Source organism: Streptomyces cyaneofuscatus, assembly GCF_042718795.1.
In the GTDB taxonomy this organism is placed as follows: Bacteria; Actinomycetota; Actinomycetes; order Streptomycetales; family Streptomycetaceae; genus Streptomyces; species Streptomyces cyaneofuscatus_A.
In genome coordinates this window covers 84,726-108,978 of record NZ_JBHXOX010000019.1, presented here as the reverse complement: position 1 = coordinate 108,978, position 24,253 = coordinate 84,726, and the positions used below count along the sequence as shown (strand labels likewise).

Genomic DNA, 24,253 nt, shown 5'->3' with positions numbered 1-24,253 from the left:
CTCAGGTGCGAGCCGGGTGTTCGGCGGGGGGCGGCGCGTCCTGGGGGTCCGGCTCGGGCCGGCGCCCGTCGACGAGGCCGGCCAGGTCGGCGAGTACCGGGTGGTGGGCGAGGTCCTTGGGGGTGATCGCCCGGTCCAGGAGGATCGCCGCCTTGACGGCGGTGAGGGAGGTTCCGCCGAGGTCGAAGAAGTGGTCGTCGCCGCCGATCGCGTCCTGGGGGATGCCGAGGGCGGTGGACCAGGCCGTCGCGAGCCGCCGCTCCGTCGGCGTGCCGGGCGGCCGGTGGCCCTGGGCGGCCGGGGTGTCGGCGGCCGTCGTGGCGAGCGCGCGCAGTGCGTCGCGGTCGGTCTTGCCGTTCGGCGTCAGGGGCAGGTGTCCGGGCCAGTGGAAGGAGGCGGGGACCATGTGGGCGGGCAGTGCGGCGCTCAGCCGGTCGTGGAGCAGGGCAGCGGGGAGGGGGTCGGGGCCGGTGCAGAAGGCGGCCAGGGCCGGGGGCGCCCCGGTCGGGCGGGTGACCACCACCGCGGCATCGTGGACGCCGGGGATCCGCAGCAGCGTCTGTTCGATCTCGCCGGTCTCGATGCGGAACCCGCGGATCTTGACCTGGCTGTCCCGGCGGCCGAGGAACTCCATGGTGCCGTCCGGCAGCCAGCGGCCGAAGTCGCCGCTGCGGTAGAGCCGTTCGCCCGGGTGGTGCGGATCGGGCAGGAACACCGAGCGGGTGCGCCCGGGGTCGCCCACGTAGCCACGGCCGACGCAGACCCCGGAGAGGGCGATCTCGCCTGGGGCGCCGAGCGGCACCGGTGAGAGCTGTTCGTCGACGATGTAGGCGCGGACGTTGCGGACCGGGCGCCCGAGCGGTACGCGGTCGCCCTCGGGCTCCCGTTCCATGACGGCATGGTGGGTGTCGTCGGAGGTCTCGGTCAGCCCGTAGGCGTTGACGAGGGGGGTGGCGGGCCGGGCCGCGAACCAGCGGCGGACGAGGCCGGGTTTGAGTGCCTCGCCGGTGACTGATACGCAGCGCAGGGCGGGCAGCTCGCGGGGGTGGCGTTCCAGCAGGGAGAGGACGGCGTCGAGGTAGGACGGCACGACCTGGAGCACGGTGACCCGGCCGTCGGCGATCGTGTCGAGGAAGCGCCCGGCGTCCAGCACCGCTTCCTGGCCGACGATCAGGGTGCGCCCGCCGGTGAGCGGCCCGGCGAGCAGTTGCCACAGTGAGATGTCGAAGCTCGGGGGTGCGATCTGGGCGATCACGTCGTCCGGGCCGATCCCGAGGTCCTCGGTCTTGGCGAGCAGGTGGTTGAGCAGGCCCGCGTGCTCGCACATGGCGCCCTTGGGTTCGCCGGTGGAACCGGAGGTGAAGAACACGTAGGCCAGCGCGTCCGGTGGCGTCGCGATGCCCGGATCGTGGTCACCGGACCGCTCGGCCCAGGCCGTCCCGACCGAGAGGGTCCGGGTCCCGGGAGCGGCGGCCAGGGCCCGGTCGAGGGTGGCGGTGGTGCCCGTTCCGGTGAGGGCGAGCGTGCAGGAGGCGCGGGTGAGCATGGTGGCGATCCGGTCGGCCGGGAAGTGCGGTTCGACGGGCAGGTAGGCGCCTCCGGCCTTGAGCACCCCGAGGACGGCGGCCATCCAGGTCAGGCCGCGCTCACCGGCGACGGCGACGACGTCCTCGCGGCGCAGGCCGCGCGCCAGGAGCGCATGGGCGACGCGGTTGGCCCGGACGTCGAGTTCGCGGTAGCTCCACCGGTGCCCGTCGTGTTCGGCGGCGACGGCGTCCGGGTGCCGGCGTACCCGGTCGGCGAACAGTTCGTGGACCCGCCGGTCGGGCAGGGGCCGGCGGGGCCCGGACAGCCCGTCGAGCTGGCAGCGGCGTTCCGGTTCCGACAGCAGGCTCGCCCGGTGGTGCGGGGCGTCGGGGTCGGCGGCGATCAGGGTGAGCGCGGTGCGGTAGTAGCCGGCGATGCGCGCGGTGGACGGTGCGTCCAGGGCGTCGGTCCGGTAGCGCAGCCGGAGCACGCCGGAGGACGGGGCGAGGGAGACCCTCAGTACGGTGTTTTCGTCCGGGGCTTCGCCGTCGCTCGGGCCGACCACGGTCTCCGGCCGGGGGCCGTCGGTCGGCGGCCGGGCCGCTCCGGTGGCGTCCCCGGCCGTGGCCGCGGGAGGAGCGGAGGCCGCTCGGTGGGCGTCCCTCAGCAGGGTCCGCCAGCTACCGGGCCCGGCGGTCAGCAGGAGCGGGGCCGGCGGGGCGCCGGGGGCGCTGACGTATCCGGTGGTGACCTCGTCCTGGCCCGTCAGGGCGGCGAGGACCTTGGCGTGCGCGGCGAGCAACGGGGTCCCGGGGGGCATGCCCGTCCGCTCCCCCAGCGTGCCGAGCACGGCCAGCACGTCGGCGGGGACCGTCGAGCGGTGCTCCGCGGTGCCGGGCACCGGGTTCCGGGTCCATCGGGGCAGGGTGGTGCGGGCGTCGGGGGCGTCGCGCGGGGCCTCGGCACCGTACCGGTCAGTCGGTTCCATCGTGGCCGCCTCCTTCTGCGGGGTCGCCCGGTTCCATCGGCCGGGCCGGGTTTCCGCCCCAGCGCGCGTGGTCCGGCACCACTTCTCCCTTCATCAGGAAGGAGTCGGGGGCGAGTTGTGCGCCGTCGCCGACGGTGACGCCGTAGTGCACGAAGGCGCCGACGCCGAGCGTGCAGCCGGAACCGATGGTGCTGCGGTCGGACTTGAAGGTGCCGTCCTCCTGCGAGTGGCACTGCACGACCGTCCCGTTGTTGAGCGTGCAGTGGTCGCCGATGGCGGCCATGGCCCGCTCGGTGAGGAAGCAGCCGTCGTCGAAGACCCGGCGCCCGATCCGGACGCCCAGGAGCCGCCAGATCACGTTCTTGTAGGGGGTGCCGTTGAAGATCCGCAGATACGTCTCCGAGGGCGCCTTCCAGTACCGCTCGTGGCGCCAGAAGCGCACGTCGTAGATCGAGCAGAAGAGCGGGGCCAGCGGGGTGCGCGCGGTGAACGCCCGCTCGACCAGCACGAAGTATCCGGCGGTGAAGATGACGACGAGTACGTTGGCCAGCGCGAGTGCCCCCGCGCCCCAGGAGCCGTGGAGTTCGGCGGCGACCGCGACCAGGAGGGTGATCAGGAAGAAGTGCAGCCACCGCACCAGCAGATACCAGCCCATGGTCGCGGCGTTGTGCCGGTTCTTCGCCGGCAGCAGCCGGCGCAGTTCATCGGCTTCCTTGAGACGGTCGAACGAACTGTCCCGCAGCACCGTTCGCGGGATCTCGAAGCTCGGGGAGCCGAGGAGCCCCACGCCTTCGCGCGGTGGGCCGTCGACGGGGACCATCACCTTGGTGGCGAGGAGGCAGTTGTCGCCGGTGCGGCCCTGGGGCGGGTAGGCGATGCGGTTCCCGAGGAAGTTGCGCGGGCCGATCGACGTCCGGGAGACGCGGAACGAGGTGCTGGAGTAGTCGGTGTTGATGAGGGAGAGCCCGTCGGCCACCATCGTTCCGCTGCCGACGGCGCAGAGCGAGGGCACCTCGTGCTTGACCTCGGTGCCGAAGTTCGACCCGGTCTGCCGGACCCGGGAGAGGTCGTAGCCGATGTGGCGCAGGTAGTGGACGACGCAGGAGCTGTCGCCGAACAGCCGGTTCAGGAACTTGCGGTTGCTGAGCAGCTCGATCGTCCGGTGCACCCCGTGGTGCAGGCCGAACAGGGGGTAGGTCCGGCCCGGGGTGAGCGTCCGGCCGAGGAGCCGCGGGACGGTGGTCACCAGGAGCAGCCCCAGCGGGATGGCGCCGAAGAACAGCAGGACGGAGGCGGCGAGCGCCTCGGCGTAGAACACCCAGGTGGTGAGTGCGGTGGGCCCGGGGCGGGCGAAGGCGGCGAGCTGCGGGACCAGGGCGATGAGCAGGCCGATCCCGCCGAAGGCCAGGGGCAGGTACAGCAGCAGCGCGGTGAGCAGTTGCAGGACGCTGTGCAGCGGCCGCCTGAGGGGACCGAAGGGGACGGCGTCGACACCCGGGTACGCGGAGTCCGCGCGCTGCGCGGGTGATCCGTGCCAGTGCTCCCCGTCCGGTACGGACTGGCCCCGGTGCAGCGAGGAGGCATGGCCGAGCAGGGCGCCGTCGCCCAGCGAGGTGTCGATGTCGAGCACGGTGGCGGCGCTGACGGTCGCGTTCCTCCCCAGCGTCACGGGCCCGGTCTCGATGAGGCCGTCGTGGGCGCGGTAGCAGGAGAGGTAGGCGTCCTTGCGGACGACGGATCCGGCACCGATGGTGAGCAGGTCGGTGCAGACGGGCACGGTGCGGGAGAAGACCGTGACACCCCTGCCGATCCTCGCTCCGAGGAGGCGGAGGTAGCCCGTGTAGAGGGGGGAGCCGGCGAAGAGGACCAGCGGGTCGGCCCGCACCAGGGATTTGACGAGCCAGAAGCGCACATAGGCCATGCTCCAGACGCAGATCCGGACGGGCTTCCACCGGCCGATCAGGGTCCACTTCGCCACGATGGGCAGCCCGCACAGGGCCAGGAACGCGGCGCCGCCGAAGAGCACCGAGCGCACGTACACGGCGAGGAGCCCCTCGCCCGCGGAGATCCAGCCGTAGCCCCAGGTGGCGGCCGACGCGACGACGAGGGAGTAGCCGAGGAACGCCAGGAGCTGCAGCACCGCGCACAGGACGTAGCGGGACCGGCCGCCGGTCGGAGCAGCCACCGATGGCACCGGCCCGGCGAGCGGCACCGCGGACGCCGGTTCCGGAGACGTGGCGGGGGCCTCGGAGGCGGCGGGGGCCTCGGAGGTAGTGGGGGCCGCGGGAGTTTCGGGCGTCGCTGGGGCCTCGGGCGTGGGTACGACGAGTGAGGCGGTCAGCGCGCCGATCGACGGGTGCCGGTAGATGTCCTTCATCGAGACCGGCGGCATGTCCCCGCGCTTGCGGAGCCGCGCGCAGAACCGCGCCATCACGAGGGAGTCGGCGCCGAGGTCGGCGAAGAAGTCGCTGTCGGGCTCCACGCGGTCGACGTGCAGGACGTCGGCCAGCACGTCGGCCAGGATCGGTTCGGCGCCGTCGCGGTCGCGGTCACGGATGCGGTCCCGGTTACTCGGCGCCCGGTGGTCCTCGCCGGGGGCGGGTCGGGGGCGATGCGGGGCCAGGGCTTCTGCGGGTTCTGCCACCATGCGGGCTCCCCAGGTGGGCTCCGGCCGCGAGGGTCCGTCGCACCGGGCACCGGACCCGCCCACCCGGCTCGCGGCCGGTCCGCGGGGGCGGGCCGGGGAGCGCGTGCGGGCGGCGGTCGGACATCATGCCCGTGATTCGGCACCGGACGGGAAGTGGATTGGGCCTTTTCTCCCTCATCTCTCCTATCGGGCAGATCGTCCCAAAGGGCGAGAAATCCCCTACTGGTCGTCTGCGAACGCGTACGCGCCTCAGCTCAGCCGGAACGACCGCAGCGCCGCGAGGAACGCCTCCGGCCGGGTGGTGTGGACGAGGTGGCCCGCCTCGATGGTGGTGAACGCGGCTCCGGGGATGGTGTCGGCCATGTGGGTCAGCTGTTTCTGGTCGATGTGGCTGGTGGGGCCGCCACCGATGATCAGGGTCGGGGCGGTGATCTCCGCCAGCCGTTCGCGGCCCGTCGGGTCGGGGTCGTTCAGCTGGGCGTCGATGTCCGGGACGACGGACCAGTCGAAGTCCAGCTCGCCTTCCGGGCGTTCGGCCGGTGGCCGGGGCGGGTCGAGCGGGAGGAGCGGTGGGGCGTCCTCGATGACCAGCCGCCCGATCAGCCCGGGCTCCCGCTGGGCGAGGAGGTAGGCGGCCACCCCGCCCATGGAGTGGCCGATCACGGTGGCACCGGCCAGGTTGCGGGCCTCCAGGAAGGCGTGGAGGTCGTCGCGGAACAGCTCGAAGGAGTAGCGGCCGGGCCAGTCGCTGAGCCCGTGGCCCCGGAAGTCGGGGGCGTACACACGGTGTGCGGCGGCGAGCTCCCCGGCGATCCGGGTCCAGGTGAGGGAGGAGCCGGCCCGGCCGTGGAGGAGGACGACCGGCGGGGCGGAGGGCACGCCCCACACCCGGTACGCGAGCCGCACGCCGCCCGCCTGCACGGTGAGGACGTCCGGGTCGAGGAAGGCCGCCACCGTACGGGAGAAGGCGCCCGGGTCGTCGAGCCACGGGAAGTGCCCCGCGCCCCGCTGGACGGTGAACTCGCCGTACGGGAAGAGCGCGGCCAGCTCCGTCGCCCGGTCCGGGCTCGGGTGGCCGTCGTACTCCCCCGCGAGGACGAGCACCGGCACGGGCAGCTCGCGCAGAGCGGGGAGCGTGGCGGCGGGGTCGTACGCACCGTCACCGTCGTAGCGGGCGCGCGCCTCGGGGTTGGTCTGCCCGGCGGAGGCGGCGGCGTGGGCCTGCGCGGCCGCGTCCCAGCGGCCGTAGGTGAGCGGCCGGACGGCGGGCCACAGCTCGGCGAAGGGCCCGCCGGCGAGCAGCGCCTCCTGGGCGGCCCGGGCCTCGGCGTACCAGGGTTCGGCGCTGCGCAGAGCGGCGGCCTCGCGCAGGTCCTGGTCGGTCACCTCGATGCCGGCGGCCCGGGGGGAGGGCGTGATGAGGGTCAGGGTGCGCAGCCGCTCCGGGTGCCGGGCGGCGTACAGCAGGGCCAGGCTCGCGCCCGCCGAGTGGGCCAGCAGGTCGATGCGGTCCAGGCCGAGGTGCTCGCGCAGCGCCTCCACATCGGCGACGAGCCGGTCGCAGCGGTAGGTCGAGGGGTCCTCGGGCGCGGCGGACTCCCCCGTCCCGCGCAGGTCCAGCAGGACCAACTGACGCACGGCGGAGAGCCCGCCGAGGTCGCCCAGGTACGCGCTCGCCCGCATCGGTCCGCCGGGCAGGCAGATCAGCGGCTCGCCCTCCCCCACCAGGTGGTAGGCGAGCGGGGTGGTGTCGTACGCGGAGAAGGTCGGCATGTCCTCCATCCAAACAGGAACGTGTGGCCGAGGGCACCGGGCTTCGCTGCCGGCCGATCCGGGATTCACCGCGAACCGATCGGGAACGGGTCCGTGCGCCCCTCTTGCCAGCGCCCCCGGCCTCCTGAATTACTGCTCCCAGGAAGATCGACCGAATGATCGGTCGCCTGGTTTCGGTCGCCCGGTTTCGGTCGCCCGGTTTCGGTCGTCCGGTTCGGGAGAGGAAGGGTTCTGATGAAAGCCATGCTGGACGCGGCGGAACAGCTGAGCCGCGGCGAGCTGGAGGCCCTCCAGCTCGAACGCCTCCGCACCACGCTCCGCCACGCCTACGAGAACGTGCCGTTCTACCGTGCGGCGTTCGACGCGGCCGGGCTGCGGCCCGAGGACTGCCGTACGCTCGCCGACCTCTCCCGCTTCCCGTTCACGGCCAAGACCGACCTGCGCGACAATTACCCGTTCGGCATGTTCGCCGTGCCGGAGGCGGACGTCCGGCGCATCCACGCCTCCAGCGGCACGACCGGGCGGCCGACCGTCGTCGGGTACACCGAACGCGACCTGGACACCTGGGCCGACGTGGTCGCCCGGTCGATCCGCGCGGCAGGTGGCCGGCCCGGCCACAAGGTCCATGTGGCTTACGGGTACGGGCTGTTCACCGGCGGCCTCGGCGCGCACTACGGGGCCGAGCGGCTCGGCTGCACGGTGATCCCGGCGTCGGGCGGGATGACGGCGCGCCAGGTGCAGCTCATCCAGGACTTCCGGCCCGAGATCATCATGATCACGCCGTCGTACATGCTGACGCTGCTGGACGAGTTCGAGCGGCAGGGCGTCGACCCGCGCACGACCTCCCTCAAGGTGGGGATCTTCGGCGCGGAACCGTGGACCGAGGCGATGCGCCGGGAGATCGAGGACCGGTTCGCCATCGACGCCGTCGACATATACGGGCTCTCCGAGGTGATGGGCCCCGGGGTGGCACAGGAGTGCGTGGAGACGAAGGACGGGCTGCACGTCTGGGAGGACCACTTCTATCCGGAGGTCGTGGATCCGTTCACCGGTGAGGTGCTGCCGGACGGGGAGGAGGGCGAGCTGGTCTTCACCTCGCTCACCAAGGAGGCGATGCCGGTGATCCGCTACCGCACCCGGGACCTGACGCGGCTGCTGCCGGGGACGGCCCGGAACTTCCGCCGGATGGAGAAGGTGACCGGGCGCAGCGACGACATGGTGATCCTGCGCGGGGTGAACCTGTTCCCGACGCAGATCGAGGAGATCGTGCTGCGTACGCCCGCCGTCGCCCCGCACTTCCAGCTCCGGCTGACCCGGCAGGGCCGATTGGACGCGCTGACGGTACGGGCGGAGGCGCGGGCGGACGCGACGGCGGCGGACCGGGAGAAGGCGGCGTCGGCGATCGCGGCGGCGGTGAAGGACGGGGTCGGGGTGTCGGTGGGGGTCGAGATCGTGGACCCGGAGTCGCTGGAGCGCTCGGTGGGCAAGATCCGGCGGATCGTGGATCTACGGGAGTCCGGCACGGGGTGACCGGCGCGGGTGACCGGCGCATGTTCACGGCGCGTGTTCACGGCGCGTGTTCACGGCGAGGTAAGCAGCGCTGTTGACCGGCGTGTTCACACCACCGCAACACCCGTTCCCACTATGCGGACACCTGCTCGAAAATCTCGACAGGGAGGCCCGGCCACTGCCAGTCTCCCGCTATGCATCTCGCCAACCGTTCCCTGGTCACCACGGTCACCGCCGTCTGCTCCGCCTTCGCCCTCTGCGCCGCCCTGACCGGCTGCGCCCCGCAAGCCGAGGAGAAGGAGACGAAGGCCTCGGGCCAGGCCGGCACGGAGACCGGGGCGTGCGCGCCGGGCGGGCTCGCGACCGAGGTCGAGGGCAAGCTGACCATCGGCACGGACAAGCCCGCGTACGCCCCCTGGTTCTCCGACGACGAGCCGTCCAACGGCAAGGGGTTCGAGTCGGCGGTAGCATACGCCGTGGCGAAGCAGCTCGGTTACGGCCGCGATGCGGTGGTCTGGCAGCACGTACCGTTCAACAGTGCGTTCGCGCCCGGCGCCAAGAAGTTCGACTTCGACATCAACCAGGTCTCCATCAGCGAGTCCCGGAAGAAGGCCGTGGCGTTCTCCTCCGGCTACTACGACGTACGCCAGGCGGTCGTCGCGCTCAAGTCGTCCAAGGCGGCCGGGGCGAAGAGTGTGGCCGATCTGAAGGACGTCAAGCTGGGCGCCCAAGTGGGCACCACCAGCCTGGAGTTCATCGACGACCTGGTGAAGCCGGATACGAGGCCCGCCGTCTACCAGCGCAACGACTTCGCCAAGTCGGCCCTCAAGACCGGCCAGGTGGACGCCATCGTGGTGGACCTGCCGACCGCCTTCTACATCACCGGGGCCGAGGTGCCGGAGGCGAAGGTCGTCGGCCAGTTCCCCAACTCCACCGACACGCCGGAGCAGTTCGGCCTGGTCCTGGACAAGGAGTCCACGCTCACCTCCTGCGTGAGCGGCGCGGTGGACGCCCTGCGCAAGGACGGCACGCTCGCCGCCCTGGAGAAGGAGTGGCTCTCCGACGCCGTCGACGCGCCGGTGCTCAAGTGACGCTGCACAAGACGCTGCCCGGCGAGGGCAGCTACGTCCCCTCCGAGCGCCGGGTCGCCCGCGAACGCCACCGGCGGGCCCGTACCCGGCGGGCGACGGCGATCGCCGCGACCAGCACGCTGGTGGTGGGCGTGGCGCTGTTCCTGCTGATCACGGGCTCGCCCGGCTGGGACCGTACGCAGGAGACGTTCTTCAGCCCGCACTACGCCCGTATCGCCCTGCCGCAGGTCCTGGAGGGCCTGTGGCTCAACCTGCGGCTGCTGGCGGTGTGCGGCAGCGCCGTGCTGGCGTTCGGCCTGCTGCTGGCCGTGGCGCGTACGCTGCGCGGGCCGGTGTTCTTCCCCGTGCGGGCGCTGGCAGCCGCGTACACGGACTTCTTCCGCGGACTGCCGCTGATCATCTGCCTGTTGATGGTGGTTTTCGGCGTGCCGGCGCTGCGCCTGGAGGGCGTGACCACCGATCCGGTACTGCTGGGCGGCGCCGCCCTCGTGCTGACGTACTCGGCGTACGTCGCGGAGGTCTTCCGGGCGGGCATCGAATCCGTACACCCCTCGCAGCGGGCCGCCGCCCGGTCGCTGGGGCTCAGCAGCGGCAGGACGCTGCGCTTCGTCGTCCTGCCCCAGGCGGTACGCCGGGTGGTGCCGCCGCTCCTCAACGACCTGGTCTCCCTCCAGAAGGACACCGGACTCGTCTCGATCGCCGGAGCCGTGGACGCCGTCTACGCGGCGCAGATCATCGCCAGCAAGGACTTCAACTACACCCCGTACGTCGTGGCGGGCCTGGTCTTCGTCGCGCTGACCATCCCGATGACCCGGCTCACCGACTGGGTGACGGCCCGGATGGACCGGCGGCGGGCCCAGGGAGGACTGGTATGAGCACCACGCCCGTGCTGCGGATGGAGGCGGTCCGCAAGTCGTTCGGTACGTCGCTGGTGCTGCGCGACGTGGACCTGGAGGTCACCCCGCACACCGTGACCGCCCTGATCGGCGCCTCCGGCTCCGGGAAGTCGACGCTCCTGCGGTGCGCCAACCTCCTGGAGGAGATCGACGACGGGGCGATCTGGCTGGAGGGCGAGGAGATCACCGACCCCCGGACCGACGCGGACGCGGTGCGCCGGCGGATCGGGGTGGTCTTCCAGGCGTACAACCTCTTCCCGCACCTGACCGTCCTGCAGAACATCACCCTTGCCCCGCAGCGCGTCCACGGCCTCTCCCGCGCCGAGGCCGAGGGGCGGGCGCGCGAGCTCCTGGAGCGGCTCGGGCTCGGCGCGAAGGCGGACGAGTACCCGGACCGGCTCAGCGGCGGTCAGCAGCAGCGTACGGCGATCGTCCGGGCGCTGGCGGTACGGCCCCGGCTGCTGCTCCTGGACGAGATCACCGCCGCCCTGGACCCGGAGCTGGTGGGCGAGGTGCTGGGCCTGGTCCGCGAGGTGAAGGACGAGGGCATGACGATGGTGATCGCCACCCACGAGATGGCCTTCGCCCGCGAGGTCGCCGACCAGGTCTGCTTCCTGGACGCGGGGGTGGTGCTGGAACGCGGGACACCGGCAGAGGTGTTCGGTGCGCCCCGGGAGGAGCGTACGCAGAGGTTCCTGCGGCGGATCGTGGAGGCGGGGCGGCTGTGAGAGCGCCGCGCTCGACGGCGAGCACCACGTCGTCGGTACGCCGAACGCCTGGCGATAGCATCACCCGGTGACGATTGCCGACCCGGAGGGCTCCAGACCCTCGCCGCTGCCCGTGATCTCCCCGCGCGGAGAGTTCGACATGGACAACACCACCTCGCTCGGAGCGGAGATCGAGACGATGGCCGCCGTCCACGGCGGAGTGGTGCTGGACGCCAGCCTGATCACGTTCGCAGACTCCTCCTTCCTGCGGATGATCCTCAACACCCACCAGCGCACCGATCTGCGCATCGCGGCCCCCTCCAGGCGGGTGGCCCGGCTGTTCGACCTCGCGGGCGTCGACACCTACCTGCGGATCTACCCGACCCTGGAGACCGCCCGCACCGTCTGACGGCGGACCATGACGAAACGGAACGCGCCTGCTCCTGGTGGGATCCCCTCAACGATCTTTTGGTCCAGACCTCTTGACGATTGGTCTAGGCCTTCTTAGGGTCGCGGAGACACTGCGGGAGCCCCCACGAGAGACACCACGTGCTCAAGGCCACGCAGGGTTTGTTTGTCAGGCCAGGGACCCACCCCTGCCCTCCGGACGTCCCCCGAGGAGCCCCCCTTGAGCACTGAGTCACGATGGCGCCGCACCAGATCGACGCGGGGCATCACCCCGAACAAGCGGTCCAAGGTCCTCGCCGGCGCCACCGCACTGCTCCTCCCGCTGGCCGCCATGGTCGGCCTCGCCTCCCCCGCCGAGGCCGCGGCCTCGGCCACCGCCACCTACGCCAAGGCCTCCGACTGGGGCTCCGGCTTCGAGGGCAGGTGGACGGTGAAGAACACCGGCACCACCACGCTCACCTCCTGGACCGTCGAGTGGGACTTCCCCGCGAACACCAAGGTCACCTCCGCCTGGGACGCGACGGTCACCAACTCCGCGAACCACTGGACGGCGAAGAACCTCGGCTGGAACGGCACCCTGTCCCCCGGCGCCTCCGTCTCCTTCGGCTTCAACGGCTCCGGCAACGGCGCGCCCTCCGGCTGCAAGCTCAACGGCAACCCCTGTGACGGCGGCCCCACCGTCCCCGGTGACAACGCCCCCTCCGCCCCGGGCAAGCCCACCGCGAGCGACATCACCAACACCTCGGTGAAGCTGTCCTGGGCGGCCGCCACGGACGACAAGGGCGTCAAGAACTACGACGTCAAGCGCGACGGCGCCACCGTCGCCACGGTCACCGGCACCAGCTACACGAACACCGGTCTGACCGCCGGCACCGACTACAGCTACACCGTGGTCGCCCGTGACACCGCCGACCAGACCGGTCCGGCCTCGGCCGCCACGTCGGTCCGCACCACCGGCGGCGGCGGCGAGAACCCCGGCGGCGGGAAGATCAACCTGGGCTACTTCACCAACTGGGGCTCCTACACGGTGAAGAACCTCGTGACCTCCGGCTCCGCCGAGAAGATCACGCACATCAACTACGCCTTCGGCAACGTGCAGAACGGCAAGTGCACCATCGGCGACGCGTACGAGGACTACGAGAAGTCCTACACCGCCGCCAACTCCGTCGACGGCAAGGCCGACGTCTGGGACCAGCCGCTGCGCGGCCACTTCAACCAGCTCCGCAAGCTGAAGGCGCAGTACCCGCACATCAAGATCCTCTGGTCGTTCGGCGGCTGGACCTGGTCCGGCGGCTTCGGCCAGGCCGTCCAGAACCCGAACGCGTTCGCGCAGTCCTGCTACGACCTGGTCGAGGACCCGCGCTGGGCCGATGTCTTCGACGGCATCGACCTGGACTGGGAGTACCCCAACGCCTGCGGTCTGACCTGTGACAGCAGCGGCCCGGCGTCGATCAAGAACATGATGCAGGCCATGCGTGCCAAGTTCGGCCCGAACAACCTGCTCACCGCGGCCATCACCGCGGACGGCTCCAACGGCGGCAAGCTCGACGCGGCCGACTACGGCGGCGCCGCGCAGTACATCGACTGGTACGACGTGATGACGTACGACTACTTCGGCAGCTGGGCCGCGCAGGGTCCGACGGCCCCGCACTCCCCGCTGACCTCGTACCCCGGTATCCCGGCTCAGGGCTTCAACTCGGCGGACGCGATCGCCAAGCTGAAGGCCAAGGGTGTCCCGGCCTCCAAGCTGCTGCTCGGCATCGGCTTCTACGGCCGCGGCTGGACCGGCGTCACCCAGTCCGCCCCCGGCGGCACCGCCACCGGCCCGGCGGCCGGCGTCGAGCCCGGCAACCAGTACTACAAGGTCCTGAAGACCACCTGCCCGGCCACCGGCACGGTCGGCGGCACGGCGTACGCCCACTGCGGCAACGACTGGTGGAGCTACGACACCCCGGCGACCGTCGGCACCAAGATGGCCTGGGCGAAGAGCCAGGGCCTGGGTGGCGCGTTCTTCTGGGAGTTCAACGGCGACACCGCCAACGGCGAACTCGTGACCGCGATCAGCAACGGTCTGAAGTAGACACCGGTAGGGCATAGAGCCCGGTACGGCACAGAGCCCGCCCTCCCCGCACATGGGGAGGGCGGGCTCACGTCTGCTCCGAGGACCAGGCGGGGGCGCGGCCCGTCAGACCAGCCGGTCCCGCAACTCCCGCTTGAGGATCTTCCCGCTGGCGTTACGCGGAAGCTCGTCCACGAAGACGACCCGCTTCGGCGCCTTGAAATGGGCGAGCTTCTCGCGGGCGTGGTCCATGAGTTCGGTGTCGCTCGCCTCCTCGCGCAGGACCACGACGGCGGTGACGGCCTCGATCCAGCGCTCGTCGGGCAGGCCGATGACCGCTGTCTCGGCGACGGCGGGGTGGGTGTAGAGGGCGTCCTCCACCTGGCGCGAGGCGACCAGGACACCGCCGGAGTTGATGACGTCCTTCACCCGGTCGACCACGGTGAAGTAGCCCTCGGTGTCGCGGACCGCGAGGTCGCCGGAGCGGAACCAGCCGTCGCGGAAGGCGTCCGCCGTCTCCTCGGGCTTGTCCCAGTAGCCGGTGCAGAGTTGGGGTGAGCGGTAGACCACCTCGCCCGGGGTGCCGTCCGGGACCTCACGGCCCTCCTCGTCGACCACACGGGCCTCCACGAAGAGGACGGGCCGGCCGCAGGACTCCATCCGGCCCGCGTGCTCGTCGGGGCCGAGGACGGTGGCGAGCGGGCCGATCTCGCTCTGGCCGAAGCAGTTGTAGAAGGCCAGGTGCGGCAGGCGGGCGCGCAGCCGTTCCAGGACGGGTACGGGCATGATCGACGCGCCGTAGTACGCCTTGCGGAGCGCGGAGAGGTCGCGGGAAGGAAAATCCGGGTGGTTGGCGAGGGCGATCCAGACGGTGGGCGGGGCGAACAGGCTGTCGGCCAGGCCCGCTTCGACCAGGTCGAAGATCCGGCCCGCGTCCGGCCCGTCCAGGATGATGTTCTCCGCGCCGACCGCCAGATACGGCAGCAGGAACACATGCATCTGGGCCGAGTGGTAAAGCGGCAGCGAGTGCACGGGCAGGTCACCGGCCGCCAGGCCGAGGGCGGTGATCGCGCTGACGTACTCGTGGACCAGGGCCCCGTGCGTCATCATCGCGCCCTTGGGGAGGGCGGTGGTACCGGAGGTGTAGAGGAGTTGCACCAGGTCGCCGGAGCCGGGCGCGCGCTCCGGGGTGAAGGGCCGCACGGTGTCCAGGGCGTCGAGGAGCGAGCCGGGCGCGTCGCGCAGGGCGCGTACCGGACGGCCCGCGGGGACGCGGTCCGCGAGGTCCGGGTCGGTGAGGACGAGGGCGGAACCGGACTGGTCCAGGAGGTACACCAGGTCGTCGTCGGTCAGGTTCTGATTGACGGGGACATGGACGAGGCCGGCCCGGGCGCAGGCGAGGAAGGCGATCAGGTAGACGTCGGAGTTGTGGGCGTACGAGGCCACCCGGTCGCCGGGGTGCAGCGCGTGTTCGCCGGTCAGGACGGCGGCCGCGGTGGAGACAGCCGCGTCGAGTGCACCGTAGGTCCAGGCCCGGTCGCCGTACCGGACGGCGGTCCGTTCCGGGGTGCGGCGGGCGCTGCGGGTGAGGACGCCGTCGACTGTGCTGCTGCGTACACCGGTCATGGCGTGATCCTGTGCGGCCGGGCCCGGCAGGTCAAGGGTGCGCCCAGGCCCGGCGGGTCAAGGGGCGTCGGGGAGTGCCGGGGAGTATCGGGGAGTGCCGGGGAGTGCCGGGGAGTATCGAGGAGTGTCGGGGCGGCTGGATACCGACCAGACGGTTGACAGCGGGCGCGGTGCCCTGGCTGAGTGGCGCGTGGCTGCCCGGCGGGTTCGGGCAACCTCCGTGGTCACCCGCCTTGTTGGGAGGAACACCCTTGACCTTCCGTAACCGCCTCAGACTGTTCGCGGTCTCCGGTCTCGCCCTGTTCACCGTGTCGGCGTCGCTGCCGCCGGCCGCCGCCTCCGGAGCGCCGGAGGCCCGGCATCCGTCGGGCGGCGGCCTCTCCGCCACCGTCCGGTACACGGAGTACGGCATTCCGCACATCGTGGCGAAGGACTACGCGAACCTGGGCTTCGGCACCGGCTGGGCGCAGGCCGCCGACCAGGTGTGCACGCTGGCGGACGGGTTCGTCACGGTACGCGGCGAGCGGTCGAAGTTCTTCGGCCCGGACGCCGCTCCGGACTTCTCCCTCTCCTCGGCGGCGAAGAACCTCTCCAGCGATCTGTACTTCCGTGGCGTCCGGGACAGCGGCACCGTGGAGAAGCTGCTGAAGGTCCCGGCTCCGGCGGGTCCGAGCCGGGACGCCAAGGAGTCGATGCGCGGGTTCGCCGCCGGGTACAACGCCTGGCTCCGGCAGAACCGTGACCGCATCACCGATCCCGTCTGCCGGGGCGCCTCCTGGGTGCGGCCGGTCACCGCGCTGGACGTGGCGGTACGGGGCTTCGCCCTGGCCGTGCTCGGCGGCCAGGGGCGCGGCATCGACGGCATCACCGCCGCCCAGCCCCCGACGACGGCCGCACCGCCCGCCGCCGGGGTCACCCCCAAGGAGGCGGCAGCGGCGGCCCAGCGCCTCCTTTCCACTCGACACGCCGACATGGGCTCCAACGCGGTCGCCTTCCGGGGTTCCACGACGGCGAACGGGCGCGGGCTGCTCCTCGGCAACCCGCACTACCCGTGGGACGGCGGCCGCCGCTTCTGGCAGTCGCAGCAGACGATCCCGGGCGAGCTGAACGTGGCGGGCGGATCCCTGCTCGGCTCGACGACGGTCTCGATCGGGCACAACGCGGACGTGGCGTGGAGCCACACGGTGGCGACCGGCGTCACGCTCAATCTCCATCAGCTGACCCTGGATCCGGCCGACCCCACGGTCTACCTGGTGGACGGGAAGCCGCAGCGGATGACGCAGCGCACGGTCACCGTGCCGGTGAAGGACGCGGCCCCGGTGACCCGGACCCAGTGGTGGACCCGGTACGGCCCGGTGGTCACCTCGCTGGGGGCCGCGCTGCCGCTGCCCTGGACGGCGAGCACCGCGTACGCGCTGAACGACCCGAACGCGGTGAACCTGCGCAGCGCCGACACCTCGCTCGGCTTCAGCAAGGCGCGCTCCACCGCCGGGATCCAGCGGGCGCTCCACCGTTCCCAGGGGCTGCCCTGGGTGAACACGATCGCCGCCGACCGGTCGGGGAACTCCTTCTTCTCCCAGTCGCAGGTGCTGCCGAGGATCACGGACGAGCTGGCGGCCCGCTGCTCGACCCCGCTGGGCCGGGCCACCTACCCGTCGGCCGGGCTCGCGGTGCTCGACGGGTCGCAGTCGGCGTGCGCGCTCGGGAGGGACCGGGACGCGGTGCAGGCCGGGATCTTCGGGCCGGGCCGGATGCCGACGCTGAAGAACGCTCCGTACGTGGAGAACTCCAACGACAGCGCCTGGCTGACCAACGCCGAGCGGCCGCTGACCGGCTACGAGCGGGTCTTCGGCACGACCGCCACCCAGCGGTCGATCCGGACCCGGGGTGCGATCGAGGACGTCACGGCGATGGCGGAGCGGGGACGGCTGCGCGTCACGGACCTGGAGCGCCAGCAGTTCGCGAACCGGGCGCCGGCCGGGGATCTGGTCGCGGCCGACCTGGCGCAGTGGTGCGCCGCCCTGCCCGGCGGGACCGCCGTGGGCGGCGACGGTACGGCGGTCGACGTGTCGGCGGCCTGCCCGGTGCTGCGGCGGTGGGACCGGAGCGTGGACAGCGACAGCAGGGGCGCACTGCTCTTCGACCGGTTCTGGCGCAAGGCGGCTTCCTCGGTGCCGGGGGCGGAGCTGTGGAAGGTACCGTTCGACGCGGCCGATCCGGTCCGTACCCCGCGCGGGCTGAACACCGCCGCGCCGGGTCTGTCCAAGGCCCTGGCCGACGCGGTGACGGAGCTGCGGGCGGCGGGCATCGCGCTGGACGCGCCTTTGGGCAAGCACCAGTTCGTCGTACGGAACGGGAAGCGCATCCCGGTCGGCGGCGGTACGGAGTCGCTCGGCATCTGGAACAAGATCGAGCCGGTGTGGAACCCTGCGGCGGGCGGCTACGCCGGGGTGTCGGCCGGTTCCAGCTACATCCAGGCGGTCGGCTGGGACGGCAGCCGGTGCCCGGTGGCCCGGACGCTGCTCACGTACTCCCAGTCCTCGAACCCGGACTCGCCGCACTACAGCGACCAGACGCGGCTGTTCTCGGGTGAGCGCTGGGTGACGTCCCGGTTCTGCGAGAAGGACATCGCCCGCTCGCCGCAGCTGAGGGTGGTGCGGGTGCACGAGCGACGATAAGCAGTGGTGAGCCGGGTCCGCGAGGGGGTGTCGCTCGCGGACCCGGCGCTCTACAGGGGGCGTGGGTGCCCCTCCCAGTAGGGTTCCCTCAGCCGCCGCTTGTAGAGCTTGCCGTTGGGGTCGCGGGGCATCGCGGTGATGAAGTCGACGGTACGGGGGCGTTTGTAGCCGGCGAGCCGCTCCTCGCAGTGGGCGAGGATCTCGGCGGCGAGCGCGTCCCCGGGCTCGTACCCCTCGGCCGGTTCGACGACCGCCTTGACCTCCTCGCCCCGGTCGGCGTGCGGGATGCCGAAGGCGGCGGCGTCCGCGACGGCGGGATGGGTGAGGAGGGCGGACTCGATCTCGGCGGGGTAGATGTTCACGCCACCCGCGATGATCATGTCGATCTTGCGGTCGCGGAGGAAGAGATAGCCGTCCGCGTCCAGCACCCCGAGGTCGCCGACGGTGAAGAAGTCGCCGATGCGGTTCTTCCGGGTCTTGGTCTCGTCCTTGTGGTAGCTGAAGCCGCCGGTGCTCATCTTCATGTAGACCGTGCCGAGTTGACCTGCCGGCAGCCGGTTGCCGTCGTCGTCGAAGACGGCGAGTTCGCTGATCGGCCAGGCCTTGCCGACGGTGCCGGGCTTCTTGAGCCAGTCCTCGGCGGTGGCGAAGGCGCCGCCGCCCTCGCTGGCCGCGTAGTACTCCTCCACGCAGCTCCCCCACCAGTCGATCATGGCGCGTTTCACATGGTCGGGGCAGGGCGCGGCCCCGTGGATGGCGTGGCGCATCGAGGAGACGTCGTAACGGGCCTTCACCTCGTCGGGCAGCGCGAGCAGCCGGTGGAACTGCGTCGGGACCATGTGCGTGTGGGTGCAGCCGTGGGTGTCGATGAGGCGGAGCATCTCCTCGGGCGCCCAGCCGTCCATCAGGACGAGCGGGTGTCCTATGTGGAGAGCGGCGCTCGCGAATTGGAGCACTGCCGTGTGGTAGAGCGGCGAGCAGACCAGGTGCACGTTGTCGTCGAACGGCCGGATGCCGAAGATGCCGAGGAAGCCCCCGAGGTATGTCTCCTCCGGGAGCTTGCCGGGGAGGGGACGGCGGATGCCGCGCGGGCGGCCGGTGGTGCCCGAGGTGTAGTTCATGACCCAGCCGAGGGTGCGGTCCTCGGGCGGGGTGGCGGGGTGGCCGTCGAGCAGGTCGGCGTACGGGCGGCAGCCGGGGACGGTGCCCACGGCGTAGCGGTGGCTCTCCGGGAGTCCGGCCTCGTCGGCGGCGGCGGTCGCGGCCGTCGCGAAGCGTTCGTGGGTGATGAGGACCCGGGCACCCGAGTCGGCGACGATCCAGGCGATCTCGGGGCCGACAAGGTGGTGGTTGACCGGCACCAGGTAGAAGCCGGCCTGCGAGGCGGCGAGGTGGGCGGTGAGCAGCTCGGTGCCGTTGGGCAGGACGACGGCGAACGCGTCGCCCTCGCTCATCCCGGCCGCGCGCAGCCCGTGGACCATGCGGTTGACGTCGGCGTGCAGCCTCCCCGCGCTCCACTCCTCGCCGCCGGGCGCGACGAGGACGGTGCGGTCGGGGTCGGCGGCGGCCTGGGCCCAGAAGCCGTTGGGCGGCTGGTTCACGTGGCGCTCCTTCCGGCGATGCGGTTGATGCGGGTGACGGCCCGTTCGAAGCCGCGCGTGAGGTCGTCGACGACCGCCTGGACGCTGCGTTCGCTGGTCATCCGGCCGACGATCTGCCCGACGGGGGTGCCGAGCAGCTCCCCGACCTCGTACCTCTGGATCCGGGAGACGGCTTCCGCGACCAGCAGGCCCTGGAGGGGCATGGGCAGGGTGCCGGGTCCGGCCGGGTCGTCCCAGGCGTCGGTCCATGCGGTACGGAGCTGGCGTGCGGGTTTCCCGGTGAGGGCGCGGGAGCGGACGGTGTCGCCGGAGCCCGCCGCGAGGAGCTTGCGGGTGAGGGCGGCCGAGTGGAGGTCGGCCTCCTCGGTGGTGAGCCAGAGGGAGCCGAGCCAGACTCCCTGGGCGCCGAGGGCGAGCCCGGCGGCGGCCTGTTCGCCGCTGCCGATGCCTCCGGCGGCGAGCACGGGCAGCGGGGCGACGGCCTCGACGACTTCGGGGACGAGCACCATCGAGCCGATCTCGCCGGTGTGGCCGCCCGCCTCGTACCCCTGGGCGACGACGACGTCGATACCCGCCGCCGCGTGCCGGCGGGCGTGTTCGGCGCTGCCGGCGAGGGCGGCGACGAGGACCCCGTGGGCGTGGGCGCGCTCGATGACGTCGGCGGGCGGGGAGCCGAGGGCGTTGGCGAGAAGCTTGATCGGGTAATCGAAGGCCACGTCGAGCTGGCCCCGGGCGACCTCCTCCATCCAGCCGGTGATGCGCCAGCCGGACACCTCGCCTTCGGGAAGTTCCGGCACGCCGTGGCGGGTGAGCAGCTCCTGGACGAATCCCCGGTGCGCGGCCGGGATCATCGCCTCGACATCCGCCTCGGTGACCCCTTCCACCTTCTTGGCCGGCATGACGACATCGAGGCCGTACGGTTTGCCGTCGGCGAGCTTGTCCAGCCGGTCCAGATCGCGGGCCAGCTCCTGCGGGTCGGTGTAGCGGACCGCGCCGAGCACCCCGAACCCGCCGGCTCTGCTGATGGCCGCCGCGACGGCGGGGAACGGCGTGAAGCCGAAGATGGCGTGCTCGATGCCCAGTTCTCTGCTCAGCTCCGTCTCCATGGGCGGCAGGATGCCGCAGCCGGACGGACGAGGGAAGAGATTTTCTGATGCAGTGTCAGATTCTTTGCGGGCCCGGAGGCGTACGGGAGGGCGGGGGCGACAGTAATCTCTGCGGCGGCAGGAACTTTCACTGCTCGGCGAGATTTCGAAAGTTACTTTCGCGCCGGGGCACGCTCGCGGGCTCAGCCCTCCGCAGCGGCCCCGGGCACGGGAAGGGGTTGCGGATGACCGGGTACGCGGCGGGGAACGGGGACACGGCGGGCGGCGGGGAGCCGGAAGGCGGGCTCCCGAAAGGCGGCGCCACGGGCAGCGGCGCGGGCGGCGCCACGGGCCACGGCATCGGCCGCCGGCGCCTCGGCGGCGGGATACTGGCGCTGGGCGGCGCACTCGCCCTGGCGCCGATCCCCCTGGCCAGGGCCGACGAGCGGGGCGCACGGGGTACGGCGGCGCAGACGGGAGCGAGCATGGGACCGGAGGCGGGACGCCCCGAGCACCGGCCCACCCTGCGGCGCGGCAGCGCGGCCGGCGCCGGGCTGCTCCAGGAGCCGCTGGACCAGTTGGTCAGGGAGGCGGAGGCGTATCTCGCCGACTCCCCCAAGCACCCCTGGTACGCGGGCGCGGTGCTGCTCGCCGGGCGGGGCGGCACGGTGGCCCTGCACCGGCCGATCGGCCGGGCGGTGCGCTACGCGGCGTACGACGAGAGCACGGACACCGGGGTGGAGTTCCCGGCGGAGCAGCAGATCGCGATGGCCGAGGACACCGTCTTCGACCTGGCCTCGATCTCCAAGCTGTTCACCTCGATCCTGGCGGTGCAGCAGATCGAGCGCGGCGCGCTGGAGCTGGAGGCCACCGTGGCCTCGTACCTCCCGGACTTCGCGGGCGGCGGCAAGCAGGCCGTCACGGTCCGTCAGCTCCTCACGCACACCTCGGGTTTCCGGTCCTGGATCCCGCTCTACCAGGAGCCGACCCGGGAGGGGAAGCTCCGGATGCTCTGGAACGAGGTCCCGGCGAGCGCCCCCGGCAGCGCCTATCTCTACTCCGACCTCAACCTGATCTCGCTGCAACTGATCCTGGAGCGGATCACCGGCCGCACTCTGGATGCCCTGCTCCGCGACGAGATCACCGCTCCGCTTTCGATGCACCGCACGCGCTACAACCCGCCCGCCTCCTGGAAACAGAAGATCGCGGCCACCGAGGACGCCCGGCTGCCGTGGTCCGGCCTGGAGCGCGGCCTGGTCTGGGGCGAGGTGCACGACGAGAACGCCTACAGCTTCGACGGGGTGGCCGGTCACGCCGGGGTGTTCTCCTGCGCCTGGGACCTGGCGGTCCTCGCCCGCACACTGCTCAACGGGGGCGTCTACGGCCGCTCCCGCATCCTGTCCGAGGACTCCGTCGACCTGCTCTTCACCGACTTCAACACCGCGTTCCCCGGCGACGAGCACGGCCTCGGCTTCGAGCTCTACCAGCACTGGTACATGGGCGCGATGGCCACCCCGCGCACGGCGGGCCACACCGGGTTCACCGGGACCAGCCTGGTGCTCGACCCGTCGACCGACACGTTCCTGATCGTGCTGGGCAACTCGGTCCATCCCGTACGGAGCTGGCGCTCGGGCAGCGCACCCCGGGTGGCGACCGCCAACCAACTGGCCCGGGCCGTCCCGGTCCGGCCGGAGCGGGGGCGGTCGGCCTGGTTCTCCGGGATGGCGAGCGCGTCGACCGCCACGCTCACCCTGCCCGTCCTGCGCCTGGCCTCCGCACGCTCCCGGCTGGAGTGCGCCCTGTGGTGGGACACCGAACCCGGCGCCGACCGGCTGGTGCTGGAGGTATCGGCGGGCGGGGAGTGGCAGCCGGTGCCGTTCACCACCGTGGGCCCGGGCCCCGGCCACCACCGCCCGGACCCGCGACCGCACCCGGAGGGCTGGGTCTCCGGCTGGTCGGGGCGGGTGTGGCACCGGCTGGAGGCGGACCTGTCGCCCTGGCGCGGCAAGGGCGTCCAACTGCGGTGGCGGTACACCACGGACCAGCTGTACGTGGGGCGCGGCGCGTACGTGGACTCCCTGCGGGTGCGGGACGGACACGCCACGGTCTTCGACTCCGGCCGGCCCCGGGACGCGGGGCGGATCGCGGCGGCGGGCTGGGTGCTGTCGGCCGACTGAGCGGCGGGGCGGACGGCGGTGCGCGTGGTGGACGTAGTGGGCGTGGTGGACGTCATGGGCGTGGTGGGCGTCATGGGCGTGGTGGGCTGACGCGCGCTGCCGGCTGCCGACAGAATGGCAGCACCGTTCCGCCCAGGGGCTGATGGACGTCATCGGGTCCCCGTCCGGGGCGCGGCCCGCGTGCCGCCCGACGTGCGCGCCTCCCAGGGCCGACCCCAGGAGGCACACCCATGAGCAGCGTCCCGGCGGGCACCGCCCCCTCTCCCCGGCCGGCCTCCCGGTGAACGGCCGGGTTCCCGTACCGGCGCGGCGGGGTCTGCTGTACGCGGCGGCGGCCGGGGTCACCACAGCCCTCACCGCCCCGGACGCCCGGGCGGCCACGCCCGGCCGCGCCCCCTCGGCCACGCCCCGGACCTCCCCCTGGACCACCTCCTGGGCCACCGCGCAGACCGCGCCCACGGCGGCCGACCCGCTCGCGGCCGCCGGGCTCACCGACGGGCTCTGCACCACGCGGCTGCGGCTCTCGGCAGGCGGGCAGGTCAGACTCCGGTACGCACACGCCTTCGGGACCGCGCCGGTGCTGGTCGGCCCGGTGACCGCCGACGGGCGGCCGGTCACCTTCGGCGGGCGGCCGCAGGAGTGGCTGGCGGCGGGCGCCTCCCTCACCAGCGACCCGGTGGCGGGGCTCCGGGTGGAGGACGGGTCCCTGCTGACGGTCGAGACGCGGCTCCCGGGCCCCACCGGGCCGCTGTCCTTCCACCGCAACACCCATGCCTGGCACACCGTCGACGGCATCCGCACCCGGTCCGTCCTCCTCCTGACGGGGGTCGAGACGACCGGGGCGCGCGGCCCGGTCCTCGCCGTGCTGGGCGACTCCATCGCGGAGGGCTCCGGCACCCCCGACGACGCCGACCTCCGCTGGCCCGACCAACTGGCCCGCAGGCTGCCCGGCTCCGCCGTCGCCAACCTCGGCATCAGCGGCAACCGGCTGCTGCTCGGCAGCGACCGGTACGGCCCCGGCGGCCAGGCCCGCTTCGACCGGGACGTGCTGTCGCTGCCGGGGCTGCGGACGGTCCTGGTCCACCTGGGCGTCAACGACCTCTTCCATGTGCCCGCCGAGCGCGACCCGTCGCGGATGGTGGCCGCGTACCGCCAACTGGCCCTGCGCGCCCGGTCCGCCGGACTGCGGGTGGTGGGCGCCACCATCGCCCCGTTCGAGGGGTGGACGCGCTGGACGCCGGAGCAGGACGCGGTGCGCCGACAGGTCAACGAGGCCGTGCGCACCGGGCGGATCTTCGACGCCGTCGTGGACACCGACGCCGCGCTCCGCGATCCGGACCGCCCCTCCCGGCTGCGGCCGGCGTACGACAGCGGCGACGGCCTGCACCCCGGGCCGGCGGGGCACACCGCCATCGCCGCCGCCGTCGAACGTCGGCATCTGCGGTAGCGGCCAACCCAGAGCCGCCACGGCCGCGTTACGG

General features: G+C 72.5%; 15 protein-coding genes. 9 read left to right on the top strand and 6 right to left on the bottom strand.

The features are described from left to right. Position 1: 1 nt before the first annotated feature. From ACFWRT_RS22320 to ACFWRT_RS22310, 3 genes are all read right to left on the bottom strand, one after another. Complete coding sequence (locus ACFWRT_RS22320) at positions 2-2,515, bottom strand: non-ribosomal peptide synthetase (RefSeq protein ID WP_380949351.1); 2,514 nt, start codon at positions 2,513-2,515, stop codon at positions 2-4. Further along, a complete protein-coding gene (locus ACFWRT_RS22315) occupies positions 2,502-5,162 on the bottom strand; it encodes a Pls/PosA family non-ribosomal peptide synthetase (RefSeq protein WP_380949350.1) in 2,661 nt (886 codons plus the stop codon). The genes ACFWRT_RS22320 and ACFWRT_RS22315 overlap by 14 nt, the downstream gene beginning before the upstream one ends. A gap of 249 nt (positions 5,163-5,411) precedes the next feature. Next, positions 5,412-6,935 carry an alpha/beta fold hydrolase gene (locus ACFWRT_RS22310; protein ID WP_380949349.1) on the bottom strand — a complete coding sequence of 508 codons (1,524 nt, stop codon included), beginning with the start codon at positions 6,933-6,935 and terminating at the stop codon, positions 5,412-5,414. Positions 6,936-7,169: 234 nt separating this feature from the next. Here ACFWRT_RS22310 and paaK point away from each other — a divergent pair, with 234 nt between their 5' ends. From paaK to ACFWRT_RS22280, 6 genes are all read left to right on the top strand, one after another. Next, positions 7,170-8,465, top strand: a complete 1,296-nt coding sequence (gene paaK / locus ACFWRT_RS22305) for a phenylacetate--CoA ligase PaaK (RefSeq protein ID WP_380949348.1) — start codon at positions 7,170-7,172, stop codon at positions 8,463-8,465. 173 nt (positions 8,466-8,638) lie between these two features. Continuing rightward, entirely contained in the window at positions 8,639-9,535 is an 897-nt protein-coding gene (locus ACFWRT_RS22300; RefSeq protein WP_380949347.1) for an ABC transporter substrate-binding protein, read from the top strand. Continuing rightward, positions 9,532-10,410: an amino acid ABC transporter permease gene (locus ACFWRT_RS22295; RefSeq protein WP_380949346.1), complete on the top strand. Its 879-nt coding sequence runs from the start codon at positions 9,532-9,534 to the stop codon at positions 10,408-10,410. Before ACFWRT_RS22300 ends, ACFWRT_RS22295 begins: the two co-directional genes overlap by 4 nt. Continuing rightward, entirely contained in the window at positions 10,407-11,159 is a 753-nt protein-coding gene (locus tag ACFWRT_RS22290) for an amino acid ABC transporter ATP-binding protein (protein ID WP_380949345.1), read from the top strand. The genes ACFWRT_RS22295 and ACFWRT_RS22290 overlap by 4 nt, the downstream gene beginning before the upstream one ends. Positions 11,160-11,226: 67 nt before the next feature. Next, a complete protein-coding gene (locus ACFWRT_RS22285) occupies positions 11,227-11,547 on the top strand; it encodes an STAS domain-containing protein (protein WP_380949344.1) in 321 nt (106 codons plus the stop codon). A gap of 219 nt (positions 11,548-11,766) precedes the next feature. Then, on the top strand, positions 11,767-13,626 hold the full coding sequence (locus ACFWRT_RS22280) for a glycosyl hydrolase family 18 protein (protein ID WP_380949343.1): 1,860 nt from the start codon (positions 11,767-11,769) through the stop codon (positions 13,624-13,626). Between the two features lie 105 nt (positions 13,627-13,731). On the opposite strand, the gene ACFWRT_RS22275 is transcribed toward ACFWRT_RS22280, so the two are convergent. Then, positions 13,732-15,231, bottom strand: a complete 1,500-nt coding sequence (locus ACFWRT_RS22275) for an acyl-CoA synthetase (protein ID WP_380949342.1) — start codon at positions 15,229-15,231, stop codon at positions 13,732-13,734. A gap of 251 nt (positions 15,232-15,482) precedes the next feature. On the opposite strand from ACFWRT_RS22275, the gene ACFWRT_RS22270 reads away from it, so the two are divergent. Further along, entirely contained in the window at positions 15,483-17,909 is a 2,427-nt protein-coding gene (locus ACFWRT_RS22270) for an acylase (RefSeq protein WP_380949341.1), read from the top strand. A gap of 50 nt (positions 17,910-17,959) precedes the next feature. Here ACFWRT_RS22270 and ACFWRT_RS22265 read toward each other — a convergent pair whose 3' ends face one another. Together ACFWRT_RS22265 and ACFWRT_RS22260 are read right to left on the bottom strand one after the other, a co-directional pair. Next, the gene (locus tag ACFWRT_RS22265; protein WP_380949340.1) at positions 17,960-19,510 is read right to left on the bottom strand and encodes an acyl-CoA synthetase; all 1,551 of its coding nucleotides are present in this window, start codon (positions 19,508-19,510) and stop codon (positions 17,960-17,962) included. Beyond that, entirely contained in the window at positions 19,507-20,616 is a 1,110-nt protein-coding gene (locus ACFWRT_RS22260) for an NAD(P)H-dependent flavin oxidoreductase (RefSeq protein ID WP_380949339.1), read from the bottom strand. Before ACFWRT_RS22260 ends, ACFWRT_RS22265 begins: the two co-directional genes overlap by 4 nt. A gap of 224 nt (positions 20,617-20,840) precedes the next feature. On the opposite strand from ACFWRT_RS22260, the gene ACFWRT_RS22255 reads away from it, so the two are divergent. Further along, positions 20,841-22,772, top strand: a complete 1,932-nt coding sequence (locus ACFWRT_RS22255) for a serine hydrolase (RefSeq protein ID WP_380949338.1) — start codon at positions 20,841-20,843, stop codon at positions 22,770-22,772. A gap of 280 nt (positions 22,773-23,052) precedes the next feature. Continuing rightward, on the top strand, positions 23,053-24,219 hold the full coding sequence (locus ACFWRT_RS22250; protein ID WP_380949337.1) for an SGNH/GDSL hydrolase family protein: 1,167 nt from the start codon (positions 23,053-23,055) through the stop codon (positions 24,217-24,219). The last annotated feature ends 34 nt before the right edge of the window (positions 24,220-24,253 follow it).

What these genes read in the sequence shown, in the direction of transcription:
- ACFWRT_RS22320 (WP_380949351.1), bottom strand. Translation starts at nt 2,515, where the DNA reads ATGGAACCGACTGACCGGTACGGTGCCGAGGCCCCGCGCGACGCCCCC.
- ACFWRT_RS22315 (WP_380949350.1), bottom strand. Translation starts at nt 5,162, where the DNA reads ATGGTGGCAGAACCCGCAGAAGCCCTGGCCCCGCATCGCCCCCGACCC.
- ACFWRT_RS22310 (WP_380949349.1), bottom strand. Translation starts at nt 6,935, where the DNA reads ATGCCGACCTTCTCCGCGTACGACACCACCCCGCTCGCCTACCACCTG.
- paaK (WP_380949348.1), top strand. Translation starts at nt 7,170, where the DNA reads ATGAAAGCCATGCTGGACGCGGCGGAACAGCTGAGCCGCGGCGAGCTG.
- ACFWRT_RS22300 (WP_380949347.1), top strand. Translation starts at nt 8,639, where the DNA reads ATGCATCTCGCCAACCGTTCCCTGGTCACCACGGTCACCGCCGTCTGC.
- ACFWRT_RS22290 (WP_380949345.1), top strand. Translation starts at nt 10,407, where the DNA reads ATGAGCACCACGCCCGTGCTGCGGATGGAGGCGGTCCGCAAGTCGTTC.
- ACFWRT_RS22275 (WP_380949342.1), bottom strand. Translation starts at nt 15,231, where the DNA reads ATGACCGGTGTACGCAGCAGCACAGTCGACGGCGTCCTCACCCGCAGC.
- ACFWRT_RS22260 (WP_380949339.1), bottom strand. Translation starts at nt 20,616, where the DNA reads ATGGAGACGGAGCTGAGCAGAGAACTGGGCATCGAGCACGCCATCTTC.
- ACFWRT_RS22255 (WP_380949338.1), top strand. Translation starts at nt 20,841, where the DNA reads ATGACCGGGTACGCGGCGGGGAACGGGGACACGGCGGGCGGCGGGGAG.